This window comes from Lentzea sp. NPDC055074 (assembly GCF_053608005.1).
Genome location: NZ_JBSGUQ010000011.1, coordinates 204734 through 220797 on the forward strand (window position 1 = coordinate 204734; position 16064 = coordinate 220797).

Here is a 16064-nt window from a genome sequence, read left to right on the forward strand (position 1 = left end):
TGCCGAGATCCACCTCTCCCACCGCCCGTTCGCCTCAACGACCTCGCGAATGGCCTGGTCAGGAGGAATCTCCCGACAGGCTCCCACTGAACGTTCGGACCAGAAACACTACCGGTTCGGTCGTGTCAGCGCCGTTTGCGCCCGAGGACCATCAAAGTCTTGGTGCCGATCACCCGGCCGCCCTCGCGCATCCGGTCGATGACGTCGCGGACCTGGGCGACCGTGGTGAGGCGCACCCTGGCCAGCGCGTCGGGGTCGCCCGCGACGGTGACGATCTCCTGCACCTCGGGGATGCGCATCATCGCGTCGGTGACCTCCTCGACGCTGATGTCGCCGGCGAAGCGCAGCTCGACGAACGCCTCGAGGCCCGCGCCGAGCTTGCTGTGGTCGACGAGCGCGGTGTAGCCGGTGATCACGCCGAGCCGTTCGAGGCGTTCGACGCGCCGCTTGACCGGCGCCGGGGACAGGCTGACGCGCTCGGCGATGTCCACCAGCGAGCGGCGGCCGTCCTCGATCAGCAACGCGAGGATCTGGCGGTCGAGGTCGTCGAGCGTCCCGGAGTCGGCCACGCCGGAACTCTAGTCGCCGGCGCACTTTTCCGCTGCTTCCGAGCTTGCATGCGACGGAAAAGTGCAGGGGAAGCTCGAAAGCGCGCGTTTTACTTGCACGGCGGAAGCGCCGTTGGTTCCACTGCCTCCCATGACGACGCTGAGCAGCAGTGACACCGCGATCGACCTCGACGTGCTCCGGGCCGTGGAGCAGCGGGTGCTGTGGCTGTCGACGGCGATCGTGGACCACGCCAACCGGGTCCGGCCCAACACCACCGGCCTGAAGGTGGGCGGCCACCAGGCGTCCAGCGCGTCGATCACCGCCATCATGACGGCGCTCTACTTCGAGCACCTCGGGCCGCAGGACCGCGTGTCGGTCAAGCCGCACGCCTCCCCCGTGCTGCACGCCGTCGAGTTCCTGCTCGGGCAGCTCGACGAGGAGCACCTGACGACGCTGCGGTCGTTCGGCGGGCTGCAGAGCTACCCGTCGCGCACCAAGGACCCGGTGCCCGCCGACTACTCCACCGGCTCGGTCGGCATCGGGGCCACGGCACCGATCTGGGGAGCGCTGTCGCGGCGGTACGTCGGCGGCCACTTCGGCGAGCAGCCGCTGGGACGCCAGTACTCGCTCGTGGGCGACGCCGAGCTGGACGAGGGCGCGTGCTGGGAGGCCGTCCTCGACCCGATGGTCCAGGGACTCGGCGAGATCGTCTGGATCGTCGACTTCAACCGCCAGTCGCTCGACCGCGTCGTCCCGGTGCTCGGCGCGGACCGGTTGCGCGCGTTGTTCACCGCGGCGGGCTGGCAGGTGATCACCGTGAAGTACGGCGCCACCCTGGAGGAGCTCTTCACCCGGCCCGGAGGCGAGGCCCTGCGCGACCGCATCGACGCGATGACGAACGCCGAGTACCAGCGGCTGTTGCGCCACAGCCCGGACAAGCTGCGCTCGTTGCTGCCGGGCACGGGTCCGGACGCCGGGCGGATCGCCGCGTTGCTGAGCTCACTGGACGACGCGGCGCTCGCCGGTGCGGTGCGCGACCTGGGCGGGCACGACCACGCCGCCCTGCGGGCCGCGTTCCGCGAGATCGACGACACCCGGCCGACCGTGATCATCGCGTACACAGTGAAGGGCCACGGCCTGCCCACCGCGGGCCACCCGCAGAACCACTCGGCGTTGCTGACCGGGGCCCAGTTCGAGGAGCTGGCCGCACGCTGCGGGACGTCCGCTTCCCAGCCGTGGCACCGTTTCGCGCCGGGCAGCGCAGAGCAGCTGGTGTGCGAGCGCGCGGCGGAAAGGCTGCGCCGCGACCCCGTCCCGTCCACCGAACCTCCCACCGTGCCAACGGATCTGGGCCGCACGCCGAACGGCACCGCGACCACGCAGTCAGCTCTCGGCCGCACCTTGCTCGACCTGAACCGCGTCGCTCCCGAGGCGGGCGCACGAGTCGTCACCGTCTCACCGGACGTCAGCTCCAGCACCAACCTCGGCGGCTGGGTCAACAAGGTCGGCATCTGGTCGACCGCCGAGGGCGTCGACTGGTTCGCCGACGACGCCGAGACGATCCTGCACTGGCGCGAGCGCCCGACCGGCCGCCACGTCGAGCTCGGCATCGCCGAGACGAACCTCGTCGGCCTGCTGGGCGAGCTGGGCGCGACCTGGAGCCGTTGGGGCGAGCCACTTCTGCCGATCGGCGTGCTCTACGACCCGTTCGTGACGCGAGCACTGGAGCCGTGGTCGTTCGGCCTCTACGCGGGCGGCCAGTCGATCCTGGTGGGCACACCGTCCGGAGTCACGCTGGCGCCCGAGGGCGGCGCCCACCAGTCGATCACCACACCGTCCATCGGCGTCGAGCAACCAGGCTGCACGACCTGGGAACCGGCGTTCGCGCTGGACACCGAGTGGTGCCTGCTGGCCGCGCTGGGACAACTGGGCCGCCCGGGCGGCACGTCCGCCTACCTGCGCCTGTCGACCCGCCCCGTCGACCAGACCCTGGCGGCGGTGCCCACGGATCCCGCGGCCCGCGAACGACGCCGCCGCCAGGTCGTCGCGGGCGGCTACCCGCTGCGGCGCACGGCAGGGACGCCGGACGTCACGCTCGTCGCCATGGGAGCCCTTGTGCCCGAAGCGGTGCAGGCCGCCGAACGACTCAGCGCCCTGGGCGTGGCCGCCGACGTCGTCTGTCTGACGAGCCCGGACCTGCTGTTCCGCGCGGTCCAGGCCCGAGGCGGCCGAGGAGACGCCCCGACGTGGATCCTCGACGCCCTGTTCCCGGCGGACCGGGCGGCGCCACTGGTCACCGTGCTGGACGGCCACCCGCACACCCTCGCGTTCCTGGCGGGCCTCACCCGCCACGGCGCGGCACACCTGGGCGTCAGCGGCTTCGGCCAGTCCGGAGACCTCGACAGCGTCTACCGCGCACACGGCATCGACACCGACAGCATCGTCAGCGCCGCACTCGACGTCACCGGAAAGGCGTGACCATCACTGCATGTTCGTGAGGTGCCGGTGCCCCGGCGACACGACACACGTGTACAGCTGCAGGTTGTACCCGCGGCCGATGCTGAGCATGGTCGGCTCGTTCGCGGCCGGGTAGGGCGGATGCTCGTCCCCGTCGTCCTCGAGGGGCAGCCAGCTCCTCACGCCGTCCCACTCGCTGCTGGCGATGGTGAGCAACGGCTCGACCTCACCGCCGCAGTCGGGGCAGGACATGACGTCCGGATCGGAGAAGCTCCACGGCCCGTACCCACCCACCTTGCACCCGGGAGCGACGGACAGGTCGTACTGGTACCGCGCACCCTCCCGCACCTCCCACTGCCGAACCTGCTCGCGCAGGTCCTCGGGCAGGCAGTGCGGAGCCGGGTACTCCGTGACCTCCTCCGGGTGCACCACACAGGGCTGCGGCAGGTAGTTGTCGTCGACCAGCGCCGGCGCCGGAGGGGCGGCCAGCACGTCCGTCACCTCGGCGGCGACCCGCCACCGCAGCACGGTGCTCGGCACGTAGCCGTCGTCCTCGTGGTCGAACGGACACCACAGCACCTGCAGCAGATCGGCCCCACCAGGACTCGGCAGCCCCGGCACGTCCCGCGCGTACAGCTGAGCCACGGGCACCAACGGCAACGGGCCAGCGACGGCCATCTGCGTGCCGCCGTCCACGCGGTCGACGACGACCTTCTCTTCCGGCGTCAACAGGTTCACGCCCTGCTCACGCGGCCGAGCCCAGGCCTCCGTGAGGATTCGCCGCCGTGCCATCGCATCAGGGATGCTGGCACCATCCACAAAGGAACCTTCGTGGACGGCACACGTCGGCCACGCCTCCCCCGCCGGCCACAGCAACGGGCCGCCGAACGAGCTGTCCGAGGCTGTCGGTTCACCGGGGCGGGGGTGCAGGCGGACGGAGGTGCGGGCCAGCGGTGCCATGAAGGGCAGGTGTGCCGCGAGGTCGACCGGGCGCGGCGGAGTCGTGCGGACCATGGCGGAATGCTAGCCACGATCACGGCCGGCAAGGTGAGCGCGGCAACCACTGCTCAGTCGACGAGCCTGGCCAGCTTCGCCGGGGCGAGCCTGCGGTAGCTCTCGGTCAGCAACTCCCCCACCTCCACCCAGTCCGCGTCGGGCCGCACCTTCATTCCGACGACGTCCTTGCCCCACGCCGCACGGAAGAACGGCTCCCCGGCCCCGACCAGGGCGTCGAACTCCTCGGGCTGCGCGCGAAAAGTCATCACCACCGTCGGCTCGACGAGCTCCGCCGCACGGCTGTACGCGCCCTCCTGGCCGGGATGCGCCGTGAAGACGTGCAGAAAGGTGCGGTTGCGGATGCGCCACCGCGTCCCCACCCAGGCCGATTCCTCGCGGCTCTCCGGAAGCCGGGCGCAGATCACGCGCAGCTCGTCGAGCACCTCGGCCGGCACGTCCGCCCGATCGGTCATGTCGCACCCCCTGCGGACGACAGCTCGCCGGTGAGAGCGGCCAAACCGCTCTCACCGGCGCACAACGACTAGTCGCGTTCGATCAGGTGCCCGATCACGTCCGGACCGGGGTGCGCGTGACCGGAGCCGTCGCGCCGCGGGTCGATGGCCGGCAGCTCCACCGGCGTGCCCTTGTCGTCCGCGCCGGCGGGCCTGCTGCCGATCCACGCGAGCACCAGGTGGTCCTCGCCCTTGAGGAAGCGCTGCGAGCGCACGCCGCCTGTCGCGCGGCCCTTGGCCGGGTACTCGCTGAACGGGGTGACCTTGACGCTCTGGCCGGACGAGGTGACGACCATCGGCTCGCCGTGTTCGTCGTCGTCGGTGCGGATGGCGCCGAAGAAGACCACGTGTGCGTCGCCGCTCAGGTTGATGCCCGCCATGCCGCCGCCCTTGAGGCCTTGTGGCCGCACGAGTTTGGCGTCGTAGCGCAGGAGGGACGAGTCGGAGCTGACGAACGCGATGGTCTCGCTGCCGTCGGTGAGCCAGGTGCAGCCGACGATCTCGTCGCCGTCCTTGAGGGTGATGACCTCGAACTCGTCCGAGCGGACCGGCCACTCCGGCACGCACACCTTGACGGTGCCGAGCTTCGTGCCGAGGGCCATGCCGGGTGAGTCCTTCGGGTCGAGCGGGGCGATGCCCACGACCTTCTCGCCCTTCTCCAGCGGCACCAGCTCGGAAGCCGCCATGCCGCCGCGCAACGAGACCGTGCCGCTCTGTTCTGGCAGCACGGGCAGTGGGAGCACGTCCGTCTTGAACGCGCGGCCCAGGTTCGTGATGAGGATGACCTGGCCTCGGGCCGTGGAGTGCACCATCGCCAGGACGGCGTCGTGCTTCACACGGCCCGCCCGGCGCTTGCCCTCCGAGGCCTCCTCCGACTCGGCCGCGGTGCGCGCCACCAGGCCGGCGGCGCTCAGGATGACCTGGCACGGGTCGTCCGCGACCTCCAGCGGGCCGGCGGGCTTGGACGCCGCCAGCACCTCCTTCAGGTCGCCGTCGATGAGGCTCGTGCGGCGCTCGCCGCCCAGTTCCTTCGCCACCGTGGCGAGCTCGGACGAGACGAGCTTCTTCAGCACGCCCTCGTCGTCCAGGATCGCGGTGAGCTCGGCGATCTCCTGGCGGAGCTTGTCCTGCTCGTTCTCGAGCTCGAGCTTGTCGTACCGGGTGAGGCGGCGCAGCGGGGTGTCGAGGATGTAGGTAGCCTGGATCTCCGACAGCTTGAACTGCTTCATCAGGCCGTCCTTGGCGGCCGCCGCGTTCTCGCTGCCCCGGATCAGCTTGATGACCTTGTCGATGTCCAGCAGGGCCAGCAGGAGGCCCTCGACGAGGTGCAGACGTTCCTCGCGCTTGCGGCGGCGGAACTTCGTGCGCCGCGTGACGACCTCGTAGCGGTGCTGGAGGAAGACCTCCAGCAGCTGCTTGAGGCCGAGCGTCTGGGGCTGGCCGTCGACCAGCACCAGGTTGTTGATGCCGAACGACTGCTCCATCGGCGTCAGCCGGTAGAGGTCGGCGAGCAGTGCCTGCGGGTTGACGCCGACCTTGCACTCGATGACGAGACGGATGCCGTTCTCGCGGTCGGTGAGGTCCTTGACGTCCGCGATGCCGGTGAGGCGCTTGGACTTGTTGACCTCGTCGGTGATCTTCTCGACGATCCGCTCCGAGCCGACGCCGTACGGGAGCTCGGTGACCGTGATGGCCTGGCGGCCCCGCGAGCCCTCCAGCGGGCCGATCTCGACCTTGGCGCGCATGCGGACGACGCCGCGGCCGGTCTCGTAGGCCTTCCGCACCTCGTCGAGGCCGAGCAGGATGCCGCCCGTGGGCAGGTCGGGGCCCGGCACGAACTCCATCAGCTTGTCGAGGTCGGCGTTGGGGTGGTTGATGAGCCACCGCGCCGCGCCCACGACCTCGCGGAGGTTGTGCGGGATCATGTTCGTGGCCATGCCGACCGCGATGCCGGACGTGCCGTTGACCAGCAGGTTCGGGAACGCCGCCGGGAGCACGGCCGGTTCCTGCAGCGAGCCGTCGTAGTTCGGGCGGAAGTCGACCGTGTCCTCGTTCAGCTCACCGACGAGCTGCATGGCGACCGGGGACATGCGGCACTCGGTGTACCGGGAGGCGGCGGGGCCGTCGTCCGGGCTGCCGAAGTTGCCGTGGCCGTCGATGAGCGGCTCGTTGAGGCTGAAGTCCTGCGCCAGACGGACAAGCGCGTCGTAGATGGCCGTGTCGCCGTGCGGGTGGTACTTGCCCATGCAGTCCCCTACGACGCGTGACGACTTCACGTACGCGTGCGTCGGGCGGTAGCCGTTCTCGTGCATCGAGTACAGGATGCGGCGGTGCACCGGCTTGAGGCCGTCGCGCGCGTCCGGCAGTGCCCGCGAGTGGATGACCGAGTACGCGTACTCCAGGTACGAGTCCTCGATCTCCGTCTTCAGCGAGTTGTCGAGCACCTTGGCGCCGGCCTTGTCGAACGCGGCTGGGTCGACCTTGGTCGTGGTTCCCTTGCGGCGTGCCATGACTTCGTGACTCCGTCTGTCTCTGGAAAGAAGGCTTAGAGGTCGATGGCCGACTGGTCGACCCTGGCGGCGGACTCGACGAGCCAGTTGCGGCGCGGCTCGACCTTCTCGCCCATCAGCAGTTCGAGGGCTTCCTCGGCGGCTTCGACGTCGTCCATCGTGATGCGGCGGACCGAGCGGGTGGACGGGTTCATCGTGGTCTCCCACAACTCGTCCGCGTCCATCTCGCCGAGGCCCTTGAACCGGGGCACCGGGGTGACGACCTGCTTGCCGGCCCTCTCCAGCGACGCGACCTTCTGTTCCATCTGGCGCTGGGTGAAGGTGAAGTGCGTCTCCGGGTTGCGGCCTCGCGTGGTGACCTTGTGCAATGGGGGCATGGCCGCGTAGAGGCGGCCGTCCTCGATCACCGGGCGCATGTACTTGGCGAACAACGTGATCAGCAGCGTGCGGATGTGGCTGCCGTCGACGTCCGCGTCGGCCATCAGGATCACCCGGCCGTAGCGCATCTGCGGGAGGTCGAAGGTGCGGCCGGTGCCGGCTCCCAGGACCTGGACGATGGACGCGATCTCGGCGTTGCGCAGGGTGTCGGCCAGGGAGGCCTTCTGGACGTTGAGGATCTTGCCGCGCAACGGGAGCAGCGCCTGGTACTCGGAGACGCGCGCCATACGAGCCGAGCCGAGTGCGCTGTCGCCCTCCACGAGGAACAGCTCGGACCGGGCCACGCCGGTGGTGCGGCAGTCGACGAGCTTCGCGGGCATCGCCGCGCCTTCGAGGGCCGTCTTGCGGCGGGCCGCGTCCTTCTGCTGCTTCTGGGTCAGGCGGACGCGGGAGGCGTCGACGACCTTCTGCAGGACGGTCTTGGCCTCCACCTTGGTCTTGCGGTCCTCGGTCCACGCGCGGACCTGGGCGTCGACGATGCCCTGCAGCACCTTGGTGATGCCGGCGGTGGAGAGCTCGTCCTTGGTCTGCGAGGTGAACTGCGGCTCGGGGATGCGGACGTGGATGACGGCCGTCATGCCCTCGAGGACGTCGTCGAGGGTCGGCATCTCCTCCTTGGGCTTCAGGAGCCCCCGGGTCTTGGAGATGGCGTCCTGGACCGACTTCACCACGGCCCGGTCGAAGCCGCGGCGGTGGGTGCCGCCGTGCATGTTGCGGATGGTGTTGGTGAAGCACTCGACGGTGCGCTCGTAGCCGGTGCCCCAGCGCAGCGCGACCTCGATCTCGGCCTGACGCTCCACTTTGGACCGCATCACGCCGTTCTCGTCGGCGGCGTTCTCGAAGTAGGTGCCGTTGCCGGTGATGACGAGCGTGCCGGACACCGCCCGGTCGCCGGCCGGGGCCAGGAAGTCGACCATGTCGGTGAGGCCGTTGGGGTAGTGGAAGACCTCTTCGGAGATCGAGTCTTCCAGCGCCGTCCGCAGGACGTAGGTGACGCCGGGGACGAGGAACGCCGTGTTGCGCATCTTCTGGCGGACGACGTCCACGTCGAGCGCGGCACCGTTCTCGAAGTACCGCGCGTCGTACCAGTAGCGGGTCGAGGTGCCGGTCGACTCGTTGCGCTTCATCTTGCCGACGACCTGCAGGCCCGCCTGGCGGGTGAACTTCGCCTTGGGGCCGGGGCCGTCGAAGACGCCGGGGACGCCGTGGGCGAACGACATCTCGTGGACCTTGCCGCCGCGGCGCACCGTCACGTCGTAGCGGTGCGACAGCGCGTTGACGGCGGAGGCGCCGACGCCGTGCAGGCCGCCGGAGGTCTTGTAGCCGGAGCCGCCGAACTTGCCACCGGCGTGCAGCTTCGTGAGCACCAGTTCCACACCGGACAGACCGGACTTCGCGTGCACGTCGGTCGGGATGCCCCGGCCGTCGTCGTCGACCTGGACGCTGCCGTCGGCGTGCAGCGTGACCACGATCTTCTGCGCGTGGCCCGCGACGCCCTCGTCGGTCGAGTTGTCGACGATCTCGCTGAAGAGGTGGTTGATGCCCCGGCTGTCGGTCGACCCGATGTACATGCCTGGCCGTTTGCGTACGGCCTCCAGACCTTCCAGATGGGTGAGGTCGTCGGCCCCGTACAGGGTCTCTGCGGTCACGGGTATTGCTCCCTGATTGTGTGCGGACTGCCAGCAGGGTATCCGCACCCCCTGACAAATTTTCGCAGGACGCCCGTCACGGTGGTGGAAAGTGCCCTGGGTGGTGCGTCACGAAGCCCGGCGCCACGGTCTCCTCGCGGGGTGGAGTCGTGGTCCAGTCCTGGGGTACCCGCATCTCAGGACCGTACTGACCAGCCAAAGCGTTCACGTCGTGGGCCTTCCGGCGACCAAACGAGATCCTGTCTTCGAGAACACGCAGAGCGACCAGTTCCTCGGCCGCCGTGTGCGTGCGGTGTCCGGCCCGCTCGACGAAGAGATGTCGTACGTCACGGCCGCGGTAGGCGCCGGAGTGCTCGACGGCGGTGGGGTCGCCGAGCGCGTGCAGCGTCACGACGGGTGACCGGGGCCGACCGGTGGGGTCACCGAACGAACGCGGCCGGCGGACGGCCGGCTCGTCCGCGGCCACCCGCCCGGCGGCGGCCAGCGAGGCGAGGTCGTCCTGCAGGGCCATCCCGGCCTCGCGGTAGGCGGCCGGCACCAGTTCCTTCTGGGACGAGCGCTCGAGCAACCGCCGGTAGTCCACACCCGTGTTCCAGCTCGGGTCGCCACCGGACCGCGCCTCGACGTCCGCGCGCCCGCTGCCCCACGCCGGTGAGCGCGCGAGCGTTCGGTCGTGAACGGCTGCCTGCGTCACCGCCTCCACCACCTCGGCCGGACGGGGTTCGTGCACCCGTGACCAGGCGGGGATACCCGCTACGGCGTTCGCCGACGCCAGCCGCGCCCGGCCGGTACCGGACGTCAGGGCGGAGTAGACGGCGGCGACGGCCCGTGCCTCGTTCACCTCGACGTCGGAGATCCGCACGACCTCCAGCGCGGGCTCCAGCAGCGTCCGGACCACGTACCCCGGGTCGAGCGCCCCTCCGAGCGCCCCGCACAGGGCCAGCACCCCGTCGAACCGGCCGCGAGAGCGCATCCACGAGCGAGCAGTCCTAACGTGCCGCGGGCCTCGACGCCATCTCGATCGGTGGCGTGCACCCGGCCGGACAGGTGCCGTGGCTGTAGAGCGAAAGCGTTCCGTTCCAACGAAACGGCACCTCGACTCGATAGTCGGCACCGTCGATCTGTCCGGTGTGGACATTCAGCGACTCGTGCGCCACCGGCATCGGCAACGACACCGCCAGCAGCAGCTTCCCCAGCATCACGACCCCCTCCGACGTTCACGTGACCACCACCTTCGACCGAACCGGACAAACCGGCATCCGCCGGGACGAGGATCCGGAGTGCGCGAGGTTGCGTACGAGACCGTTCCGAGACCTTCCCGAAACGGACCCGTGAACCGCGATGAACATCGGCACGTATGCCCCGATGTCGGAATCGGACCAAGGGACGGAGTGATCGCGTGCGGCACGGTGTGGACTCGGGTCTCTTCCAGCAGACCGCGCACAGCCCGTCCTACTTCGAGCTGTCGCGGACAGGTGCGGGTGAGCTCGTCGACTTCTGCATCCCGTGCAACCCGTACTTTCCGACGCCGCAGATGTTCGAGGAACTGTCGAAGAACCTCGAGGCGGTGCTGAAGTTCTACCCCAGCGACTCCAGCAAGATCGCGGCCCAGCTGAGCACCGTCCTGGGGCTCAACCCGGCCACGATCGCGATGTCGAACGGGTCGACCGAGCTCATCACGTGGATGGACCACATGTGGATCCACGAGAGCGTCGCGATCCCGATCCCGACGTTCGGCCGCTGGACCGACCAGCCGATGGAGAGCAACAAGCGCGTCGACATGTTCCTGCTCCAGGAGAGCAACAACTTCGAGCTGGACATCGACGAGTACATCAAGTTCATCCGCGCTCGCGGCAGCAAGGTGGCCGTGATCTGCAACCCGAACAACCCCGACGGCGGGTACCTGCCGCGCAGGGAGATCATCCGTTTCATGGACGAGCTGTCCGACCTGGACCTCGTCGTGATCGACGAGTCGTTCATCGACTTCGTCGAGGTGGAGCGGAACCCGTCGGTCGCGGCCGAGGCGTCCATCCGGCCCAACGTGGTCGTGCTGAAGAGCCTCGGCAAGAACTTCGGCCTGCACGGCATCCGGTTCGGCTACCTGGTCGCGAACCCCGGTCTGGCCGGGAAGATGCGCCAGATCCTGCCGAAGTGGAACCTCAACTCCCTGGCGGAGACCGTCGTGTTCATGCTGGCCGAGCACGAGGGCGAGTACGCCGAAAGCCTGCGTCTGCTGTCACGGGACCGGTACCGGATGGGCATGGAGCTCTCGCGCATCCCGGACCTGACCGTCTACTCCTCGCAGGCCAACTTCCTGCTGGTCAAGCTCGGCGGCGGCATCGACGGCCGCGAGCTCAGGGACCACCTGCTGTCGCGCCACCAGGTCTTCATCCGCGAGTGCGGCAACAAGCTCGGCATGACCAGCAAGTTCGCCCGGCTGGTGGTGCGCCCCGAACACGACGTCGAACGGCTCGTCGAGGGCATCCGCGACTTCACCCAGGCGAGGTGGACGAGCGAGCACCCGAGTCACTCCAGCCACTCCAGCGAACCGTCGCTGCTGATGCACAGCGCCTGAACGACAGCGCCCGACCCGACAGCGACCACCCCGCTCTTTTCTCCGAAAGGTTGCCCAAAGATGTCATCACCGCACGCCCTCAGCGGTCGGCGCGGCCAGGTGGCTGCGGCCGCGCTGGTGGCCGCCACACTGCTGAACGCAGCCATGTTCGGCGGAACCAACGCCACGGCGTCGTCCCACCGCGAGGCCCCGCTCATCGCGGGTGACCCGGCCGTGGACAACACGGACCTGTACGCGTTCGTGAGTCCCGACCACAAGGACACCGTGACGCTGGTCGGCAACTGGTCCGGGTTCCAGGAACCCAACGGCGGCCCCAACTTCTTCCCGTGGGCCGAGGACGCGCAGTACGACTTCAACGTCGACAACGACGGCGACGCGAAGCCCGACGTCACGCTGCGGTTCACGTTCGACACCGACGACCGGCGCAAGAACACCACGTTCCTGTACGCCAACGGCGTCGTGGACTCGCTCGACGACGAGAACCTGCTCTTCCGGCAGCGCTACAACCTCGAGGCGATCTACCAGAACGGCCAGAAGGTCAAGCTGGTCAACAACGCCCCCGTGGCGCCGTCCCCGAACGGCCCGGCGTCGATGCCGGACTTCAAGAAGCTGCGCGACCAGGCGGTCACACAGATCGCCGGCGGCGGCAAGGTCTACGTGGGCCCGTCCGAGGACGCGTTCTTCGCCGACCTGCGGGTGTTCGACCTGCTCTACGGCGGCAACCTGAGCGAGGTCGGCCAGGACACGCTGCGCGGCTACAACGTCAACACCATCGCGATCCAGCTCCCCAAGAACGCGCTGGCGCTGCGCAACGACAACCACCGCAACCCGAACATCGGCATCTGGAGCACCACGCAGAAGCGCAGCCTGAAGCTCTCGCCGGGCAAGGCGGAGCCGCAGGGTGACTTCGTGCAGGTCTCGCGGCTGGGCAACCCGCTGGTGAACGAGGTCGTGGCCCCCGCGGGCCTCAAGGACGCGTTCAACGGCCTGCGCCCCGAGCAGGACGCGAACGTCAAGGAGCTCGTGGACCGGGTCGTGAACCCGGAGCTGCCGAAGCTCGTCGAGGCGATCTACAAGATCCCGGCGCCGCAGGGACAGCGCGACGACCTGGCCGAGATCTTCCTGACCGGCATCACGAAGAAGCTCGGCGCGCAGATCAACGCCGACCTGAACTCGCAGGTCGACAACAAGGACGCGGACGCGCGGCGGTTCCGGCCGTCCGAGATGCTGCGCCTGAACATGATGATCGACCCGAACCCCAACCCGAACCGCCTGGGCCTGCTCGCGGGTGACACGCAGGGCTTCCCGAACGGCCGTCGCCTGACCGACGACGTGGTGGACATCGCCGTGCAGGCGATGGAGGGCGCGGCGGCCTCCGGCAAGCTCGTCGACGCGCTCGCCACGGGCGACAAGGTCGACGCGAACGACCAGCCTTTCGAAGCGAACTTCCCGTACGTGGGCCTGCCGCGCAACGGCACCGCCGTCAACGCCTCGGGCACCACGGCCGAGGTCGCGGTCAACCCGGTCGGCAAGATCGGGAACATCGACCCGATGGCCATGACCACCGCGGTCGGTTCCGCGGCCGTGTTCGGCGCCGGCTTCCTGCTGTGGCGCAAGCGTCAGCAGCACATCCGCAAGTACGGGTCGCACTCGAAGTGAGGTACCAACAGCGGCAGGCGGTCGCGGTGGGTCTCCTGGTCACCGCGGCGCTTGCCCACCTAGCCGCCTCCGGTCCTGCCGACAGCAGGGCCGGGGGCGCGCCCCCTGTCCCGGCCGTGGCGCAGCAGAACCAGATGCACAAGGTCGTGCACCAGCTGCAGCAGCGGCTGCACGAACTCCCCCAGGACAACGACTCCTGGGCACGGCTCGGATCGTCCTACGTGGAGCTGGCACGGGTCACGGCCGACCCGGCGTACTACGCGAAGGCCGAAGGCGCTCTGAAGAACGCGGGTGACACGGGCCTCGCCGCCATCGGCATGGGCACGCTGGCCAACGCCCGCCACGACTTCCCCACGGCCCGCGACTGGGCCCAGAAGGCGATCACCGCACTGCCCGCCTCCGCGGAGGCGTACGGCGTGCTGGCGGACGCGTTGACGCAGCTCGGCGACGACGCGGGCGCACAGGAGGCCGTGCAGAAGATGCTCGACCTCAAGCCGAACACCGCGTCGTTCGCCCGCGCTTCCTTCCACTTCGAGCTCCACGGTGACGTCGAGGGTGCCCGCGACGCGATGCAGCGGGCGCTCAAGTCCTCCACGACGCCCGAGGAGATCGCGTTCTGCCGTTACCGGCTGGGTGAGCTCGCGTTCGACCACAACCAGCTGGACGTTGCCGCCGAGCACTACGCACAGGGACTGGCGGCGAGAGGAGACGACATGACTCTCACTCAAGGCATGGCCAAGGTCGCGGCGGCACGGGGCGACGTCCCGGTGGCGCTCGACTCGTACCGCAGGCTCGTGGCGCGCGCTCCCCTGCCCCAGTACCTGCAGGAGTACGCGGAGCTGCTGGAGGCGAACGGCAGGACCGCCGAGGCCGCGCAGCAGTACGCGGTGCTCTCCGAACAGCAACGACTGATGGAGTCACAGGGTGCTTCCGACGATCTGGCCGCGGCCCTCGTCGCCGCAGACCGAGGTGATGGCATGCAGGCGCTGCGCCGTGCGGAAGCCGAGTGGGGCCGCCGTCAGAGCGTCTTCGTGGCCGACGCGATGGCCTGGGCGTTGCACGTGAACGGGCGGGACGCGGAGGCGCTCGGCTACTCCGACCGCGCGATCGCCCTGGGCTGGCAGAACGCCACGTTCTCCTACCACCGCGGCATGATCCTGGCCGCGCTCGGCCGGGTCGCCGAGGCGCAGGAGGCGTTGGTGCAGGCACTGCGGCTGAACGCGAACTTCTCCCCGTTGCAGTCGCTCAAGGCAGGCCGCAAGCTCGCGGAGCTTCGAGGCGGCCGGTGAGCCTGTCCAGCTGGGTGGTGCGGCCCGTTCTGGTGGTCGCCCTGTTGCTCGCCGGGATCTTCTTCATCACCGGCGAGGCGTCCGCCCACCCGCTGGGCAACTTCAGCGTCAACCACTACCACGGGCTGCACCTGCACCCGGACCGGATCGACCTGCGGTCCGTGGTCGACGTCGCGGAGATCCCGACGCTGCAGGAGAACCTGAGGACGCGGGACGCGAAGCAGTGGTGCGACGAGGTGTCCCGCACCGATCGTTCCACTGTGGACGGACGTCGGATCAGCTGGACCCTCTCCAGCTCCACCAAGGAACACCCGGTCGGCCAGGCCGACCTCGTCACGACCCGGCTGGTCTGCGAGTTCACCGCCAGGGTGGACCTCGACCGCCCGGCCAGACTCGAGTTCTCCGACGAGTCGAACGCCGACCGGGTCGGCTGGCGTGAGATCACCGCCGCCGGCACCGGAATCAGGCTCACGGACTCGAAGGTCCCCACCGAGAGCATCAGCGACGAGCTGCGGACGTACCCGGAGGACCTGCTCAGCAACCCGATGGACGTGCGGTCGGTCGCGTTCAGCGCCGAACCGGGCACCGGGTCCGAGCCGAAGATCGCCACCGGCTCCCCGGTCCAGTCGTTCAGCGTCACGGCGGCCAGGCTCAACGACATCCTGGGCAGCGACGACCTCACGCCGTGGCTCGGGTTCTTGGCGTTGTTGCTGTCGTTGGTGCTCGGCGCGTCGCACGCGGCGTTGCCCGGTCACGGCAAGACGCTCATCGCCGCCTATCTGGCCGGACGTCAGGGCACACCGAAGGACGCGTTCATCGTCGGTGCGTCGGTCACAGCCACGCACACCGGTGGCGTGCTGGTCCTCGGCCTGGTCATCAGCGCGTCGAGCGCGCTGGCCGGCGAGCAGGTGCTGCGGTGGCTGGGGCTGGTCAGCGGCGTGCTGATCGCGGCGATCGGCGTGATGCTGCTGCGGTCGGCCCTGTCGGCGAACCGCGCACCCGCGCTCGCCGGAGCCCTGACGGGACACGGCCACGGTCACGGGCACGGACATGGACATGGACATGGGCACGGTCATGGCTACAGCCGCGCGAGCCTCATCGGCATGGGCGCGGCCAACGGCCTGGTCCCCTCGCCGTCCGCGCTCGTGGTCCTGCTCGGCGCGATGGCGCTGGGCCGCACGTGGTTCGGCGTCCTGCTCGTCCTCGGGTACGGCATCGGCATGGCCGGCACGCTCACCGCGGTCGGACTCCTGCTCGTGAAGGCGCGCGACCGCGTCGAGAAAGTCCTGGACGGCCGCGCCACGCGCCTGCTGTCGCATTACGCACCGGTCGGCACAGCCGCCACGGTCATCGTCGTCGGCGCGTGGCTGACATTGCAGGCCGTCTAATTACACCAATGCAACTCGAAGGGCCCGGATTCTGGAGAATCC

At 69.4% G+C, this 16064-nt stretch carries 12 protein-coding genes; 5 read left to right on the plus strand and 7 right to left on the minus strand.

Annotated features, from left to right (window positions below):
- Nucleotides 1-125 precede the first annotated feature (125 nt).
- Nucleotides 126-569, minus strand: coding sequence for an Lrp/AsnC family transcriptional regulator (locus tag ACWF7A_RS25215; RefSeq protein ID WP_452252948.1), 444 nt, complete (start codon nt 567-569; stop codon nt 126-128).
- A gap of 130 nt (nt 570-699) precedes the next feature.
- Here ACWF7A_RS25215 and ACWF7A_RS25220 point away from each other — a divergent pair, with 130 nt between their 5' ends.
- Complete coding sequence (locus tag ACWF7A_RS25220) at nt 700-3027, plus strand: transketolase-like TK C-terminal-containing protein (RefSeq protein WP_452252949.1); 2328 nt, start codon at nt 700-702, stop codon at nt 3025-3027.
- A gap of 3 nt (nt 3028-3030) precedes the next feature.
- Here the strand turns inward: ACWF7A_RS25220 and ACWF7A_RS25225 are convergent, their stop codons facing one another.
- From ACWF7A_RS25225 to ACWF7A_RS25250, 6 genes are all read right to left on the minus strand, one after another.
- Nucleotides 3031-4020 carry a hypothetical protein gene (locus tag ACWF7A_RS25225; RefSeq protein ID WP_452252950.1) on the minus strand — a complete coding sequence of 330 codons (990 nt, stop codon included), beginning with the start codon at nt 4018-4020 and terminating at the stop codon, nt 3031-3033.
- Between the two features lie 53 nt (nt 4021-4073).
- Nucleotides 4074-4475, minus strand: a complete 402-nt coding sequence (locus ACWF7A_RS25230; protein WP_452252951.1) for an MmcQ/YjbR family DNA-binding protein — start codon at nt 4473-4475, stop codon at nt 4074-4076.
- A 68-nt stretch (nt 4476-4543) separates the two neighbouring features.
- Nucleotides 4544-7024 carry a DNA gyrase/topoisomerase IV subunit A gene (locus ACWF7A_RS25235; protein ID WP_452252952.1) on the minus strand — a complete coding sequence of 827 codons (2481 nt, stop codon included), beginning with the start codon at nt 7022-7024 and terminating at the stop codon, nt 4544-4546.
- 35 nt (nt 7025-7059) lie between these two features.
- A complete protein-coding gene (locus tag ACWF7A_RS25240) occupies nt 7060-9111 on the minus strand; it encodes a DNA gyrase/topoisomerase IV subunit B (protein WP_452252953.1) in 2052 nt (683 codons plus the stop codon).
- 76 nt (nt 9112-9187) lie between these two features.
- The gene (locus tag ACWF7A_RS25245) at nt 9188-10084 is read right to left on the minus strand and encodes a hypothetical protein (RefSeq protein WP_452252954.1); all 897 of its coding nucleotides are present in this window, start codon (nt 10082-10084) and stop codon (nt 9188-9190) included.
- Nucleotides 10085-10100: 16 nt separating this feature from the next.
- Nucleotides 10101-10310, minus strand: coding sequence for a hypothetical protein (locus ACWF7A_RS25250; RefSeq protein ID WP_452252955.1), 210 nt, complete (start codon nt 10308-10310; stop codon nt 10101-10103).
- A 200-nt stretch (nt 10311-10510) separates the two neighbouring features.
- Here ACWF7A_RS25250 and ACWF7A_RS25255 point away from each other — a divergent pair, with 200 nt between their 5' ends.
- From ACWF7A_RS25255 to ACWF7A_RS25270, 4 genes are read left to right on the plus strand one after another with little or no spacing between them, the layout of a single operon-like run.
- Nucleotides 10511-11686, plus strand: coding sequence for a pyridoxal phosphate-dependent aminotransferase (locus ACWF7A_RS25255; protein ID WP_452252956.1), 1176 nt, complete (start codon nt 10511-10513; stop codon nt 11684-11686).
- Nucleotides 11687-11746: 60 nt separating this feature from the next.
- A complete protein-coding gene (locus ACWF7A_RS25260) occupies nt 11747-13345 on the plus strand; it encodes a DUF4331 domain-containing protein (protein ID WP_452252957.1) in 1599 nt (532 codons plus the stop codon).
- Nucleotides 13342-14634, plus strand: coding sequence for a tetratricopeptide repeat protein (locus tag ACWF7A_RS25265; RefSeq protein WP_452252958.1), 1293 nt, complete (start codon nt 13342-13344; stop codon nt 14632-14634). Before ACWF7A_RS25260 ends, ACWF7A_RS25265 begins: the two co-directional genes overlap by 4 nt.
- Entirely contained in the window at nt 14631-16022 is a 1392-nt protein-coding gene (locus ACWF7A_RS25270; protein ID WP_452252959.1) for a nickel/cobalt transporter, read from the plus strand. The genes ACWF7A_RS25265 and ACWF7A_RS25270 overlap by 4 nt, the downstream gene beginning before the upstream one ends.
- Nucleotides 16023-16064: the final 42 nt, after the last annotated feature.

What these genes read in the sequence shown, in the direction of transcription:
- ACWF7A_RS25260 (WP_452252957.1), top strand. Translation starts at nt 11,747, where the DNA reads ATGTCATCACCGCACGCCCTCAGCGGTCGGCGCGGCCAGGTGGCTGCG.
- ACWF7A_RS25235 (WP_452252952.1), bottom strand. Translation starts at nt 7,024, where the DNA reads ATGGCACGCCGCAAGGGAACCACGACCAAGGTCGACCCAGCCGCGTTC.
- ACWF7A_RS25220 (WP_452252949.1), top strand. Translation starts at nt 700, where the DNA reads ATGACGACGCTGAGCAGCAGTGACACCGCGATCGACCTCGACGTGCTC.
- ACWF7A_RS25225 (WP_452252950.1), bottom strand. Translation starts at nt 4,020, where the DNA reads ATGGTCCGCACGACTCCGCCGCGCCCGGTCGACCTCGCGGCACACCTG.
- ACWF7A_RS25230 (WP_452252951.1), bottom strand. Translation starts at nt 4,475, where the DNA reads ATGACCGATCGGGCGGACGTGCCGGCCGAGGTGCTCGACGAGCTGCGC.
- ACWF7A_RS25250 (WP_452252955.1), bottom strand. Translation starts at nt 10,310, where the DNA reads ATGCTGGGGAAGCTGCTGCTGGCGGTGTCGTTGCCGATGCCGGTGGCG.
- ACWF7A_RS25245 (WP_452252954.1), bottom strand. Translation starts at nt 10,084, where the DNA reads ATGCGCTCTCGCGGCCGGTTCGACGGGGTGCTGGCCCTGTGCGGGGCG.